The following is a 13,337-nucleotide window of genomic DNA, read 5'->3' as shown; positions in this document are numbered from 1 at the left end:
TCAACTTCTTCTACATTGAGGTCCCGACTCTTGAACTGGGTCGCGGTAGCAGATTTCATCGAACACGTCGATCAACAGGCCTTTATGCTCTGTCGCCGGATCGGTGATCGCGTAGATGTTGGAGGCATCTTCGCCGTCGTCCCCGCTCTCGAGGCGCAACGCCGCATCGACGCGAATGCTGCATGCATCGAGGGTTGACCCTAGTTCGAGATCGACGAGATTGCCGTCCTTGACGCGGTATTCGCGGTCATAGCCGTTGGCGATGAATGACTGGACTGCTTCTAGAACGTCGGTCACCTGGGAGGTCATGGAAGCACCTTCATCTTGAACTGGATTGGACACGCTCGCGCACAAAGCGCGCTGTGACTCGGCGGACGGAGAAGCTCGCGAAGTGCGTTACTCATAGCCACTTGGCCTTCTTGAAGCGCATGAACAGGAGAAGGCAGAACACCGCTATCACTCCGAGCACGACGAAGTAGCCATATGGCGTGTCCAGTTCCGGCATGTGCTTGAAGTTCATGCCATATATTCCGGCGATCGCCGTCGGGACCGTCAAGATCGCCGCCCAGGCCGCGAGCTGGCGAGTGACCACACCGATCCTTTGCGCTTCCAGAAGGCTGCTGGCCTCGAAGACCGTGGACAGGACAAGCAGGAGGCCGTCGACCATGGACTGCACGCGGTGGACATGGTCCGCGACGTCGTGGAAATATGGTGTCATTTCGGCGCTGATGCAGGGAAAGTGGCCGCGAACGAGCTTTCGCACCAGCTCGGCCATAGCCCCGAGCGTGCGCTGGAACCGCGTGAGTTCGGACCTTAGTTCGAAGATTCGCGCCACCTCTTCTGGCCCGAGGAAATCGTGCAGCGACCGTCGCTCCATCGCCAGGACGTCGTCCTCGATCATTTCGAAGATGGGCAGATACTGGTCGACCACTCGGTGCAAGATCGCGTGCAGCACATAGTCGACACCCTTGCCGAACTGCGTCGGCGATGCCTCGAGTTGCTCCCGAAGTTTGCCCAGCGCTCCGGCATTGCCGTGCCGCACGGTGATAAGGTGATTGTGACCGGTGAAGATCGCCATCTTGCCGTAGCTGATCCGGTCGCCGACCAGCTCGGCGGTCTGGGCGACGACGTACAACTCATCGTTGTAGACCTCGAGCTTGGGCGGGCACAGCGGGTGCATGGCGTTGTCGATCGCCAAAGGATGGAGGTTATACGTCGTCTGGATCGCGCTGAGTTCGTCTGCGGTGGGCTCGCTAAGCGCGATCCAGCAGAAGCCCGAGCGATTCTCGTTTAGTTCGACGTGCTCATCGAGCCTGATTTCACGGACTCGCTTACCTTCGTTGTAATAATATGCGGCGATAATGGTCATGCAGGCCTCGCAGGAATTCGCAGGCCACGCTGTACAGCCGGTCGCGCCAGCCCGCGTTCGAGCCATGCCTGCACGTTCGAATAGCTGCTTAGGCCGAGGATGTCGCCCGCTGCGTAGAATTCGACCAGCGCATTCACCCAGCCAAACGTCGCAATGTCCGCGATCGAGTAATCATCGACAATCCATTCGCGGCCCTCCAGCCGGTGATCCAGGACCCCGAGAAGACGCCTGGATTCATCAACAAAGCGCTGCCGAGGTCGCTTGTCCTCATAGTCCTTGCCGGCAAATCGCAGGAAAAAGCCTAGCTGTCCGAACATCGGCCCGATGGCCGACATCTGAAAGAACACCCACGCTAGGGTCTCGTAACGCTGGCCTGGTTCGGTGGAGATGAACTGACCCGTCTTGTCGGCCAGATAGAGGAGGATCGCACCGGATTCCCATAAGGCGATGGGTCTACCGTCAGGGCCAGCCGGATCGATGATCGCCGGTATGCGTCCGTTCGGGTTCAGCGACACGAACGCCGGATCCTTCGACTCGTTGTTCGAGATGTCGATCAGGTGGGGCTCGTACGCCAGGCCAGTCTCCTCAAGCATGATCGAGACCTTGACGCCATTGGGCGTAGGGGCTGCGTAGAGTTGCAGGCGATCGGGATGAGATGCCGGCCAGCGCTGCGTGATCGGAAAGGACGAGAGGTCTGGCATAAATCTGCGATCCTGGTGTTGCGATGGCGACTGACTGGAACGAGCCGTCACTCTGAAGTAGGGTTCGATGACCGCGTCGCTGAACGACGCGGTCACGAAGATTGCGGACCGGACCGGCGCAGTGGCAACGGCAGTGAAGCCTATTCCGCCGCGGTCCCGGCCGCTGGCTGTACGTCGTCAACCTTTTGGCGCTTCGGAAGCACCCAGCCGGGACGGACGAAGTGGCAGGTGTAGCCGCCCGGGCGCTTCTCCAGATAATCCTGGTGATCGGGCTCGGCCTCCCAGAACTCGCCGACCGGCTGGACCTCGGTCACCACTTTGCCATCCCACAGCCCCGAGGCATCCACATCGGCGATCGTATCCTCGGCGACGCGCTTCTGCTCCTCGTCGACATAATAGATGCCCGACCGGTAGGAGAGCCCACGATCATTGCCCTGGCGGTTCAGCGTCGTCGGATCGTGGATCTGGAAGAAGAATTCCAGGATGTTCCGGTAGCTCGTCACTGTCGGGTCGAAGACAATCTCGATCCCCTCGGCATGCGTGCCGTGATTACGATACGTGGCGTTCGGAATATCGCCGCCCGTGTAACCCACACGGGTCGAGATGATGCCGGGCCGCTTGCGGATCAGATCCTGCATGCCCCAGAAACATCCTCCTGCGAGAACAGCGCGCTGATGCATGTTAAGCCTCCTCTACTTGATCGAGATATTCACCGTATCCCTCGGACTCCATCTCGTCGCGCGGGATGAAGCGAAGGGACGCTGAGTTGATGCAGTACCGCAGACCGCCGCGGTCGGAAGGACCATCGGGGAACACATGGCCGAGATGACTGTCTGCGTGTACTGACCTGACCTCCGTCCGGACCATGCCGTGTGCGCTGTCCCGCACCTCGTTCACGTTTGCCGAAACGATCGGCTTGGTGAAGCTGGGCCAGCCAGTACCCGAATCGAACTTGTCCGTCGAAGCGAACAGTGGCTCTCCCGACACTATGTCGACGTAGATGCCAGGCTCCTTGTTGTCGTTGTACTCGCCCGTGAAGGGCCTTTCGGTGCCCGCCTCCTGGGTAATTCGGTGTTGCTCGGGAGTCAGGTGGTCGATTGCTGTCTGTGACTTTTCAAACTTCATTACAGTCTCCAATACTTATCTAGAGGGCCAGGCACGCTACCGCTAATTTTTTATGTCTCCTGATTTGCTCCTACAATGGTAGTGGGATGGCAAACGAGGTTTTACTAAGTGTTGGAAAATTAGAGATTTAAATTTCGCGTCTATTAATTCTAGCGCAACTGAGTGGTTAAGCAAGTACGTAATCAGTAAATATTAAAAAAATAACACAAAAGCACGATTATATAATACAGTGTCAGTGTTTTATGATAATCAACAACGCCTGTTTAGATGCTGGTAGATGCGAATTTTTTGGCGTACAGTCAAAATTTTCTGATGGTTGCTTAGTGTGTTGGCGCTGATGGAAAATTGACCCACCCTGCCGATTGAAATTTGACCCAGGGCGGATTGCTGATTTTGTTACCAGCAACTGTGGATAAGTCTACCAGCGCAGCTGCTGTTGCCCCCACTCCTTCGCTAGCCCAGTTCAGTTGTTTAAGACCTGCCACACGCAGCCATGTAGCAGGCCGTCGTCGCCATGAAATCTAGAACGGCTCATCGTCCTCCGGTTCCTGGCCGCCCTTACGCTTTCGCTCCCGTGATTTGATCTTGGCCTGGGCCGCCAAGCTACTGTGTTGCAGGCGATAGGACTCGTTACCGGTTTCGACGATGTGGCAGTGGTGGGTCAGCCGATCCAGCAGGGCGGTGGTCATCTTGGCGTCGCCGAACACGCTCGACCATTCGGCGAAGCTCAGGTTGGTGGTGATCACCACGCTGGTGTGTTCGTACAGCTTGGATAGCAGGTGAAACAGCAACGCACCGCCGGCCTGGCTGAAGGGCAGATAACCCAGTTCGTCGAGGATGACCAGATCCATGCGCAGCAGAGCTTGGGCGATCCGCCCGGCTTTGCCGTCGTGCTTTTCGCGCTCCAGCAGATTGACCAGATCGACCGTGGAGTAGAAGCGCACGCGCTTGCCGTGCCGGGTGATGCCGGACACGGCCAGCGCAGTGGCCAGGTGGGTTTTACCGGTGCCAGGCCCACCGATCAGCACCACGTTCTGCGCGGTGTCGGTAAAGGCCAGACTGGCCAGTTCGCTGATCAAACGAGCGTCTGCGCTGGAGGCGCTGAAGTCGAAGCCGGCCAGGTCGCGGTGCATCGGCAGCTTGGCCATGTTCATCTGGTGGCTCACCGAGCGCATGGCGCGATCTGTGTGCTCTTGTTCCAGCAGGTGTTCGAGCAGCCACTTGGACGAGGCTGTGTTCGACTCACCCTGCGCAGTCAACTCCGCCCAGGCCGTGGCCATGCCGTGCAGGCGCAGCTCCTTGAGTTCCGCCATCAAATCACGCATGACCGATCTCCTCGGTCTGGCCACGCAGGCGGTCGTAGCGCGCCGTGTTAGCGACGGGGGCTTCCTTGAGCGACAAGTGGGTTTCGACGCTGGGTGGTGGTTCGGTCGCGGCCAGGCGCGCCACGACATTGAGGATGTGTTCGGCGCTCAGGCTGCCGCTTTCCAGTACCAGCTCAACAGCCACCAGCACCGCATCGAGCCCGGCGACCGGTACGGCAGCCAGAACTTGCGCCATGATCCGGTCACCGCCGGCATGACGCCCCAGACCGTGCTTAAGCTGACGCAGCGGCGCCGGCAGATCAGCAAAGGGCGCGCCGTTGCGCAGCGCACCGGGCTTGCGTTCGATCAGCGGGAGGTAGTGCTGCCAGTCATAGCTGACCTGGTCGCGATCCAGCAAGCGGACATGGCTGGCGATCAGCGCGTCGTCAGCCACCACCTCGATTCGCGTCGGATACAAACGGCTGCTGACCCACTTACCCGCATACTCACACGGCACCGAGTAGCGGTTGCGCCCGACGCTGACCAGGCAGGTGCTGGAGACCCGCGCAGGCCGCTCGACGTAACCGTCGAATGGCGCTGGCACAGGCATCAGTTCAGCGCGCTCCAACTCCAGCACTTCGGCCACACTCAGCCCGCTGTATTGAGGGTGCGTCAGCTCGTTCCAAAGCGCGCGGCAGCGCTGGCCCAGCCAGGCATTGAGTTCCTCGAAGGAGTGAAACTGGCAGTCCTGGGCGTCTAGCCAGATACGCCTGCGGCTGTCTTGCACGTTCTTTTCAACGATGCCCTTTTCCCAACCAGCGGCGACGTTGCAGAAGTCCGGATCGAACAGGTAATGCGCGCACATCACCGCAAAGCGCGCATTCACCGCCCGGCCTTTGCCCTTATTGACCTTGTCGACGGCGGTCTTCATGTTGTCGTAGATGCCCCGGCGCGGCACGCCGCCCAAGGAGCCGAACGAGCGTGTATGGGCGTCAAATAACATCTCATGGCCCTGGCTCGGATACGCCACAAGCCAGAACGCACGGCTGGCACACAGCTTCAGATGTGCCACCTGCATACGCCGGTAAATGCCGCCGACCAGCAAGCCTTCCTCGCTCCAGTCAAACTGAAACGCCTCGCCAAGAGCAAAGGTCAGCGGCACAAAGGCCTGCGACGCCTTGCCCTGTCCCCCTCGCCAGGCACGGATAAACGCGGTGAGCTGGCTGTAGCCACCGTCATAACCTTCGGCTTTGATTTGCGCCAACAGCGCCTTGGCACTGCGCCGCTGTTGCTTGGGCCGCAGCGAATCGGCTTTTAGCGCCTGCTCCAGCGTGGCGTGAAAAGGGCTGAGTTTGTTGAAGATCGCGCGGCGTTGGTAGACCGGCGGCTTGGCCTCAGGTGCTCTGACCCACTTGCGAATCGTGTTGCGCGCCAACCCGGTGCGCTTGGCTATCTCATGCAGCGACAGCTTGTCGCGGAAATACATCCGGCGAATTTTGCCCATCATTTCCATACTGATCACCCTGTGTTCTCCTGCTCAAAAATTGAGCAGAAGCAGTTGAACACCTGGGTCAGTTTTCAGTCGGCAGAACAGCCTCTACTGGGTCAGTTTTCGGTCAGCGGCAACATCCTTGCAACACGGTATTGGGACATAGCCATAAAAAAACCCCGCCTCGGCGGGGTTTTTAGTGGGGGCTCAACTCACAAGGACGCAAATAGGACTATTGCAGCAGCCGCGAAGGCCAGGCAAGCGGCCGCGATATTGAGTCGAGCGATTCGCGTGGCATCTTCAACAGGGGCGGTCACACGGCGGAGGGCTGCATCTACCTCGGCTTTGACGGCATCAGCCGTTGCCTTCGCGCTGTCCTGCATTACCTTGGCCATCGTTTCCCGACTTGCCGTCAGTGCAGCGTTTAGGATGCGCTCGGCTTTTTCCTTTGCATCAGCACCCCACCGGAAGGCAATGCTTTCTAGTTCTTCCTTGAAGGTGTCCAGCATGTCCTGTTGGGCCTTCGCAGAGTCTCGCATTAAGCGCTCGTTGATCGTGTGGAGCACCATGATCGGATCGTCACGGGAGACGGCGATGTTGTGCTTAACCGCGATTTCTTTAATCAGCTCATCTACCGGATCACTCACAGCGCCACCTCTTACAGAACGGGCACATTTTCAAGCTGTGCGTAGATTTGGCCCTTGATGATCTTGAGGCGCTGGCGCGTCATGATCGTCAGCGATTCCAGGGCCAGTGCGTCATCGAAGGTCAGGCGATCCTGGAGCATGTCGCTCAGGTCTTGGCCGTAAGTTTCCTTTTTCAAATCGGGGATTTGAATGATGGCGGCAACCCGAGCCTTGTTCGCCGTGTATGCCTTCAATTGCTCGAATGTCTTGCCCTCATGCTCAATCGGCCCCCAATACGGGTTGAGCCAGACCACGAAACGGGCCTCGGCCGGGAACTGGCTGGCGAGCTGGGCGAACCCGCTCAGGGTATCGACCAGCGCCTGGCCCCCCGTGATGACGGTGTGAACAACCAGCTCATGCCCCATTTCGTGCAGCAATGCCGGCACCTGGTTCGTTACCAGGTAGTGGGAGAGGGGCACGAAGGAGCTGGCCCCGTTGTCGATCACAACGTCATCTTTTGACGGTGCGATCAGTTCGACCAGGCTATCGAAGTTGCGCGAGTTGATTTCATCGCCATCCATTATCTGGAGGCGGCGAACATTCAGAGACGTGTAGCCGTGGAATGTCGAGTTGACCGGATCAGTGTCGAGGCACAAGGGAGCCTGGCCCTTGCTTGCTTTGTATTGAGCGATCAGAGCAGCGATCACGGACTTGCCGACGCCGCCCTTGCCCTGGAGAACCATGTGGATCTTTGCCATTAGAGTAAATCCTCTTTCCTTGGAGTTGAGTCAAACGAGAAGCTGGCCGGTGTGCTCGGCTTGGTTACGACCGGCGCAGGAGTGGTCGGCGCTGGTGTTGGCTTCGGTTTGGCCGCTGGTGTTTTGGCCGGTGTTGCTGGCCTGGCTGGAGCTTCCTGCACTACTGGTACGGGTAGGGTGACAGTTGCCGGCTGACGAATCAGCTTCTTGACGTACCCAATGAAAGCGTCATATCGGAAGGCAATAGCACCTTCTTCATAGAGCGTTTCCCAAACGTCTTTTACAGGCCATCCGTCATCGAGGGCCTGCCGTACTTCATCCCGAACAGCCAGAAATGCCGCCCGATTTTTACCCGCTCGGCCTGGCTGTTTCTTCTTCTGCGCACGTTCTGCTATGCGCTCAGAAAGGCTTTTGCCGCTCTTAGCCATGTCGATTCCATACCCATCATTACCCCGATTTAAAGCCGATTCTAAACCGATTGAAGCCTTGCACGCCCCATTCTAGCCCGATTCTGCGCGATTTCACTATATCCGTTGTTAATCTGCGTTTTATCGTTGCCTAGAGGTGGATCAATCGGCTTTGTATGCGATACTCACCTGGCGTTAAACGGCTCGAAGAGCCGGGCAAGATAAGTGAAGTTAGCTAACCGGCAAGCCGGTTAACTATCTTCACTTGCCCTTATTCGCGCTTCGCACTCAACGGGGCATCTTGCTCTGCGAGGCTGGACGGCTACCGCCGTCAGAAGCAGAGGCAAAGCCGCAAAGGAAAGCGGGATGGACGATAAGAAAATCACCAGGAAGGACACCCATTTACGGGTGCCTGTCCTGCCAGAAGAAAAAGCAAAAATTGAGGACAGCGCCCGCGCTGCTGGTAAGTCCGTTGCGGCTTACATGCGGGCGGTCGGCCTTGGCTATGAGCTGCAAAGCGTGATCGACAGTCGCCTTGTCCTGGAGTTGGCCAAGGTCAATGCCGATCAAGGCCGCTTAGGCGGGCTTCTGAAAATGTGGCTTGTGAGCGACAAGCGACTTGCAGGGATTGAGGAAGAGCAGTTGCACAGAACCATCCGGGTTGTCCTGGACAGGATCGGTGAAACGCAGGCAGCTCTTTTAGAGCTGGCAAAGAAAGCATGAGTCTTTTTTTAGCCGCTAAAAAAGGCGCGGGCAGATGATCGCCAAGCGCATTCCAATGAACTCGGCGAAGAAGAGCAGCTTCGCCGGGCTGGTGAAATACATCACCAGCAGCCAGGGAATCAATGAGCGGGTCGGTCAGGTTCGTGTCACCAATTGCCAGACCGAAGAACTTTCATGGGCGGTGCATGAGGTTCTGCACACTCAGAAGATCAACACCCGTGCCGAAGGCGATAAGACCTATCACTTGCTGATAAGTCTCGCGCCGGGAGAGCAACCTTCAAGCGAAGTGCTGCGCGACATTGAAGATCGCGTGTGCAGCGCAATCGGCTATCAAAATCATCAGCGTGTCAGTGCTGTGCATAACGACACTGACTGTTTGCACATCCACATTGCGATCAACAAGATTCACCCTGAGCGCCACACGCTCCATGAGCCATATCGAGACTTCAAGACGCTGGGCGATATATGCGCCCGCTTGGAGCTTGAGCACGGATTGCAGCAGGTAAACCACGCCCGTAAAAAAGGCGTGAGCGAATGCCGGGCCAACGACATGGAGCAGCACGCCGGCATCGAGAGCCTGCTTAGCTGGGTGCGCCGCGAATGCTTGGAGCAAGTCCAGGGCGCGAAGAGTTGGAATGAGTTGCACCAGGTGCTGCACGAAAATGGTTTGGAGCTACGCGAGCGCGGCAATGGGTTGGTAATAACCGACCAGGCCGGCACGATGGTCAAGGCCAGCACCGTCGCCCGTGACCTGTCCAAAAGCAAGCTAGAGGAACGCCTTGGGGCGTTCGAGAATCAACGTCAGCAAACCCGGGCCTCACTCAAACAAGGCAAGCCACACCCGCGTAAGCCGGGAGTCGGGCGGGTAGGGCGTAGCCCGCCACCCGCCAGTAAAAACCGGCTACGCGGCTTGTCCACCCTGCAATCTATCCAGATCGACAGTGGCAAGCGCTATGAGAAAAATCCTGTAGGGCACAAGTCAGATACCACAGAGCTTTATGCGCGCTTCCGTGACGAGCAGAACGCAGTACGGCATACGAAGGCCAAGGAGCTGGCAGCGGCCCGTGATCGCCGCGACAGGGCGATTGAGCATGCCAAGAATGTGGCCAAGCTAAAGCGCTCTTCAATCAAGCTGATGGCCACCCCTGGCCTGACGAAGAAGCTGCTTTATGCAAGCACAAGCAAATCGCTCCAGGAGCAAGTAACTAGCCTGCGCGCCGAGCACATCAAAGCCATTGAAAATATCAACACGTCACGCAAGGCGCGGCAGTGGGCTGACTGGCTTCAAGCAAAGGCCCTGGATGGAGACCAGGACGCCCTGAAAGCGCTTCGCGCACGTCCAGGAGTGAAGGGGTTGCAGGGGGATGCGGTTGCAGCTGAAGGGCAAAAGCAGCCAGCCAAGGCCGCTCCGATTGAGCAAGACCACATCACGAAAGAAGGCACCGTTATCTACCGTGCGGGAGCATCCGCAATCCGGGATGACGGCAGCAAACTTCAACTATCCAGAGGGGCCAACTTTGACGGCATTGAGACTGCCTTGCGGATGGCCGCTGCGCGCTATGGGGAAAAAATCACAATCACCGGCTCCGATCAGTTTAAGGAGCTGGTTGCACAAACGGCGGCAATTAGAAGCCTGCCAATCAAGTTCGACGATCCAGCCCTAGAGCAGCGTCGTCAATCACTGCAACAAGCAATAGAGAAGGAGAGAAGCAATGTCGGAAGAACTGACAGAGGACGAGCTGCTGGCGCAGGCGCTGGCGTCGATGGACTCAACGCCGCCAGGGGCGGACGAACCACCGGAGCCGGGCGAGGTGCTGGAGTTCGGGGACGAACCATTGGAACCGGGCTTTCTGGACGAGCTGGAACAGCAACCAGTGGACGAGTCACCGTTCGCTCCCCTGGAGGAACCGCAAAGCCTGGTGTTGCAAGAGTTGGACGCAAGCCGCCGCCCGAAAGCCAGAACCGTTTGCGAGCGCTGTCCAAACTCGGTGTGGTTCAGCTCACCCACGGAAGTGAAGTGCTATTGCCGCGTGATGTTCCTGGTGTCGTGGAGCACCAAGGAGCCAAACCAGATAACGGGTTGCGACGGGATGTTTCTAGGTCAGGATGATGTGTGCTGAAAAAACAGGAGGTTTTAACTTGGTAAACTAAACACACTCATCAGGAGTTTACCATGAGCAAGAAACACAAGACTTACACCACAGAATTTAAAGCTGAAGCCATCAAATTAATTGAAGCCAATCAAGGCAATGTCTCGGAAACGGCTTTGTTGCACAAATCTATCTGTAAAGGGTTTTTCAGCGATATAATTTTCAAATGAAGAAGCCTACACACAAAATCTACCGCACAACCAATTGGCCCGCATATAACCGAGCACTCATGAGTCGCGGAAATATTGCCATTTGGTTTGATCCTGCTACGCAATGGTATGCGCCATCAAAAGGCAAACAAGGGCGAAATCAAACCTACTCCGACGCAGCCATCCAATGCTGCTTAATGATTAAATCCTTATTCCGTCTGTCTTTACGTATGGTCACTGGCTTTGTGCAAAGTCTGATTAAACTTTGCGGATTAAATTGGATAGCTCCAGATTACACCACGCTTTGTAGAAGACAAAAGCATATTGATATTGTAATCAGCTACCAAAAAAGTAGCGATGGGCTGCATCTACTCATGGACTCTACAGGCATGAAGTTTCTAGGTGAGGGCGAATGGAAACGCAAGAAACATGGACCTGAATATCGTCGCCAATGGCGTAAACTTCATATTGGTATAGATGCTAAAACCCTGCAAATACGAGCAGTTCAGCTTACAACCAATAATGTCAGTGATTCACAGGTGCTTGGTGATTTACTTAATCAGATTCCACAAGATGAGCGGATTAACTCTGTTTATACCGATGGAGCTTATGACACCAAGCAATGCCGTCAGGTCATTGCAGATCGGCAAGCGCATGCGGTGATTCCACCTAGAAAAAATGCGAAACCATGGAAAGATACAAAGAGTAGCTCGCTAGAGCGAAATGAATTACTTCGAACAATTAAACGTTTAGGCAGGACACTATGGAAAAAATGGTCAGGCTATCATCGGCGAAGTTTGGTTGAAACTAAGATGCATTGCATCAAATTATTAGGAGATAAACTCAGTGCAAGGAGTTTTGATAGCCAAGTGAATGAGATCCATGCACGTGTAGCAGTCCTTAACAGATTTACGGAATTAGGTCGACCACTTACCCAAGTTACGCCTTAAATTTGGCTCAATTAGGGGCGCTTTGCATTTCAAATCTTTGTGCAACAAAGCCGAGCATGTGCTGTTTGTGATAAATTGAGATTATGTTGAGTGAGTTCTCTAATAATTCTAAGTTGTTGAAAGTTCATAATTTGGATATAGAATATAAAAATAAGAGCAAATATATAAATAAATGCTCTTTTAGATGATCAATGATTAACGCATTGTGACGAATTCTTCAGCAGAAGTCGGATGAATTGCTAAAGTGTTATCGAAGTCTTTTTTAGTTGCTCCCATTTTTAAAGCAACAGCAAAGCCTTGCAGAATTTCATCCATACCGTATCCAATACCATGAATTCCGACCACTTTCTCATCAGTTCCTACACAAATTAATTTCATTTTTGTGAGTTGTCGATGTTCTGTTATCGCTGTATACATGGATGTAAAGGAAGAACTATAAATTTTGATGGCATCTTTACCAAATTTTTCTATGGCTTGATCTTCGGTTAATCCAACTGTTCCAATAGGTGGGTGACTAAACACCACAGTCGGAATATTTTCATAATCTAAATGTTCATTTGGCTTATTGTTAAATAAACGTTCAGACAGTCTTCGACCCGCTGCCACAGCAACAGGTGTTAACTCGACTTTACCTGTAATATCACCCACTGCATAAATGCCAGACTGTGTTGTATTTTGATATGCATCAACATGAATAAAGCGATTCTCGTTCAATTGAACTTGAGTCTTATTAAGATTGATCGCTTCAGTTGCAGGTTTTCTACCAATTGCCCAAATCAAGCAATCTACACTATGTTCTGTACCATCTTCTAGGTGTAATACAAGTGAGTTATCTTGAACTTTAGTCACTTTGTTAATCTGACTATGAGTATGCACGTTAATATTTTCACTGCGCATATTCTCTAATAGTGTTTTACCAAGGAAATGATCTAATCCACGCAAAGGCTGATGTTTACGAATAAATAATTGTACATTCGAACCCAATGCATTAAGAACACCTGCCAATTCCACAGCAATATAGCCAGAACCAACAATAGCAGTCCGCTTCGGTAAGTGTTCTAATCCGAAGAAACCATTGGAATCAATACCATATTCAGCACCTTCAATTTCAGGTTTGAATGCTTGAGTCCCCGTAGCAATTAAAATATGGTCAGCTGTGTACGTTTCACCATTTACTTCAATTGTTTGAGCATCTAAAAATTTTGCAAAACCTCGAATGACATCAACATTATTTTTAGCTAGTCCTGTGTCATACGATGTATGTATTCGGCTGATATAGGCTTGTCTGTTTTCAACTAATTTCTTCCAGTTAAAGGATTTCAATTCTGTATTAAAGCCATAGTCAGGACCATATTTATGAATCGCATCGGCAATTTGAGCTGAATACCACATCACTTTTTTAGGAACACATCCTACGTTGACACAGGTTCCACCAATATCACCCATTTCTATCAGTGCACATTTCTTACCATACATGGCAGCACGATTGACTGATGCAATACCGCCACTGCCTCCGCCAATCGCAATATAATCATAGTGTTTAGACATAAATGAAATTCCTGTTTTTTAGATTTAAAAAGTTAATG

General features: G+C 54.0%; 15 protein-coding genes. 4 read left to right on the top strand and 11 right to left on the bottom strand.

Annotation, left to right across the window (positions count from 1 at the left end):
- The 10 genes from ACZ8ZH_RS19635 to ACZ8ZH_RS19590 form a co-directional block, all read right to left on the bottom strand.
- Nucleotides 1-309 carry a hypothetical protein gene (locus ACZ8ZH_RS19635; protein WP_005006003.1) on the bottom strand — a complete coding sequence of 103 codons (309 nt, stop codon included), beginning with the start codon at nucleotides 307-309 and terminating at the stop codon, nucleotides 1-3.
- 91 nt (nucleotides 310-400) lie between these two features.
- Entirely contained in the window at nucleotides 401-1,369 is a 969-nt protein-coding gene (locus ACZ8ZH_RS19630) for a magnesium and cobalt transport protein CorA (RefSeq protein WP_002118270.1), read from the bottom strand.
- Entirely contained in the window at nucleotides 1,366-2,070 is a 705-nt protein-coding gene (locus tag ACZ8ZH_RS19625; RefSeq protein ID WP_005006007.1) for a glutathione S-transferase N-terminal domain-containing protein, read from the bottom strand. The genes ACZ8ZH_RS19630 and ACZ8ZH_RS19625 overlap by 4 nt, the downstream gene beginning before the upstream one ends.
- Before the next feature lie 140 nt (nucleotides 2,071-2,210).
- A complete protein-coding gene (msrA, locus tag ACZ8ZH_RS19620) occupies nucleotides 2,211-2,750 on the bottom strand; it encodes a peptide-methionine (S)-S-oxide reductase MsrA (RefSeq protein ID WP_003464967.1) in 540 nt (179 codons plus the stop codon).
- Nucleotide 2,751: 1 nt separating this feature from the next.
- Entirely contained in the window at nucleotides 2,752-3,195 is a 444-nt protein-coding gene (gene msrB, locus ACZ8ZH_RS19615) for a peptide-methionine (R)-S-oxide reductase MsrB (protein ID WP_003464965.1), read from the bottom strand.
- A 521-nt stretch (nucleotides 3,196-3,716) separates the two neighbouring features.
- Nucleotides 3,717-4,520 carry an IS21-like element ISPst3 family helper ATPase IstB gene (gene istB, locus ACZ8ZH_RS19610; RefSeq protein WP_010454871.1) on the bottom strand — a complete coding sequence of 268 codons (804 nt, stop codon included), beginning with the start codon at nucleotides 4,518-4,520 and terminating at the stop codon, nucleotides 3,717-3,719.
- A complete protein-coding gene (istA, locus tag ACZ8ZH_RS19605; RefSeq protein WP_024012635.1) occupies nucleotides 4,513-6,012 on the bottom strand; it encodes an IS21-like element ISPst3 family transposase in 1,500 nt (499 codons plus the stop codon). The genes istB and istA overlap by 8 nt, the downstream gene beginning before the upstream one ends.
- Before the next feature lie 188 nt (nucleotides 6,013-6,200).
- Nucleotides 6,201-6,635 (bottom strand): conjugal transfer protein TraM, encoded by a 435-nt coding sequence (locus ACZ8ZH_RS19600; protein WP_026444294.1) that lies wholly within the window; start codon nucleotides 6,633-6,635, stop codon nucleotides 6,201-6,203.
- Nucleotides 6,636-6,646: 11 nt separating this feature from the next.
- Nucleotides 6,647-7,372 carry a nucleotide-binding protein gene (locus tag ACZ8ZH_RS19595; RefSeq protein ID WP_026444295.1) on the bottom strand — a complete coding sequence of 242 codons (726 nt, stop codon included), beginning with the start codon at nucleotides 7,370-7,372 and terminating at the stop codon, nucleotides 6,647-6,649.
- Entirely contained in the window at nucleotides 7,372-7,800 is a 429-nt protein-coding gene (locus ACZ8ZH_RS19590; RefSeq protein ID WP_034593984.1) for a TraK family protein, read from the bottom strand. Before ACZ8ZH_RS19590 ends, ACZ8ZH_RS19595 begins: the two co-directional genes overlap by 1 nt.
- Before the next feature lie 345 nt (nucleotides 7,801-8,145).
- On the opposite strand from ACZ8ZH_RS19590, the gene traJ reads away from it, so the two are divergent.
- The 4 genes from traJ (at nucleotide 8,146) to ACZ8ZH_RS19570 (ending at nucleotide 11,751) form a co-directional block, all read left to right on the top strand.
- Nucleotides 8,146-8,502 carry a conjugal transfer transcriptional regulator TraJ gene (gene traJ, locus ACZ8ZH_RS19585; RefSeq protein ID WP_026444297.1) on the top strand — a complete coding sequence of 119 codons (357 nt, stop codon included), beginning with the start codon at nucleotides 8,146-8,148 and terminating at the stop codon, nucleotides 8,500-8,502.
- A 34-nt stretch (nucleotides 8,503-8,536) separates the two neighbouring features.
- Nucleotides 8,537-10,612, top strand: coding sequence for a TraI/MobA(P) family conjugative relaxase (traI, locus tag ACZ8ZH_RS19580; RefSeq protein WP_034593990.1), 2,076 nt, complete (start codon nucleotides 8,537-8,539; stop codon nucleotides 10,610-10,612).
- Nucleotides 10,613-10,675: 63 nt separating this feature from the next.
- Entirely contained in the window at nucleotides 10,676-10,822 is a 147-nt protein-coding gene (locus ACZ8ZH_RS19575) for a transposase (protein WP_470247966.1), read from the top strand.
- The gene (locus ACZ8ZH_RS19570; protein WP_002114401.1) at nucleotides 10,819-11,751 is read left to right on the top strand and encodes an IS5-like element ISAba12 family transposase; all 933 of its coding nucleotides are present in this window, start codon (nucleotides 10,819-10,821) and stop codon (nucleotides 11,749-11,751) included. Before ACZ8ZH_RS19575 ends, ACZ8ZH_RS19570 begins: the two co-directional genes overlap by 4 nt.
- A 195-nt stretch (nucleotides 11,752-11,946) precedes the next feature.
- Here the strand turns inward: ACZ8ZH_RS19570 and gorA are convergent, their stop codons facing one another.
- Nucleotides 11,947-13,299 carry a glutathione-disulfide reductase gene (gene gorA / locus ACZ8ZH_RS19565; protein ID WP_002122354.1) on the bottom strand — a complete coding sequence of 451 codons (1,353 nt, stop codon included), beginning with the start codon at nucleotides 13,297-13,299 and terminating at the stop codon, nucleotides 11,947-11,949.
- Between the last annotated feature and the right edge of the window lie 38 nt (nucleotides 13,300-13,337).

The sequence above is a fragment of the Acinetobacter sp. SW-226 genome, from assembly GCF_055632855.1.
This window is presented reverse-complemented; position numbering and strand designations above follow the sequence as displayed.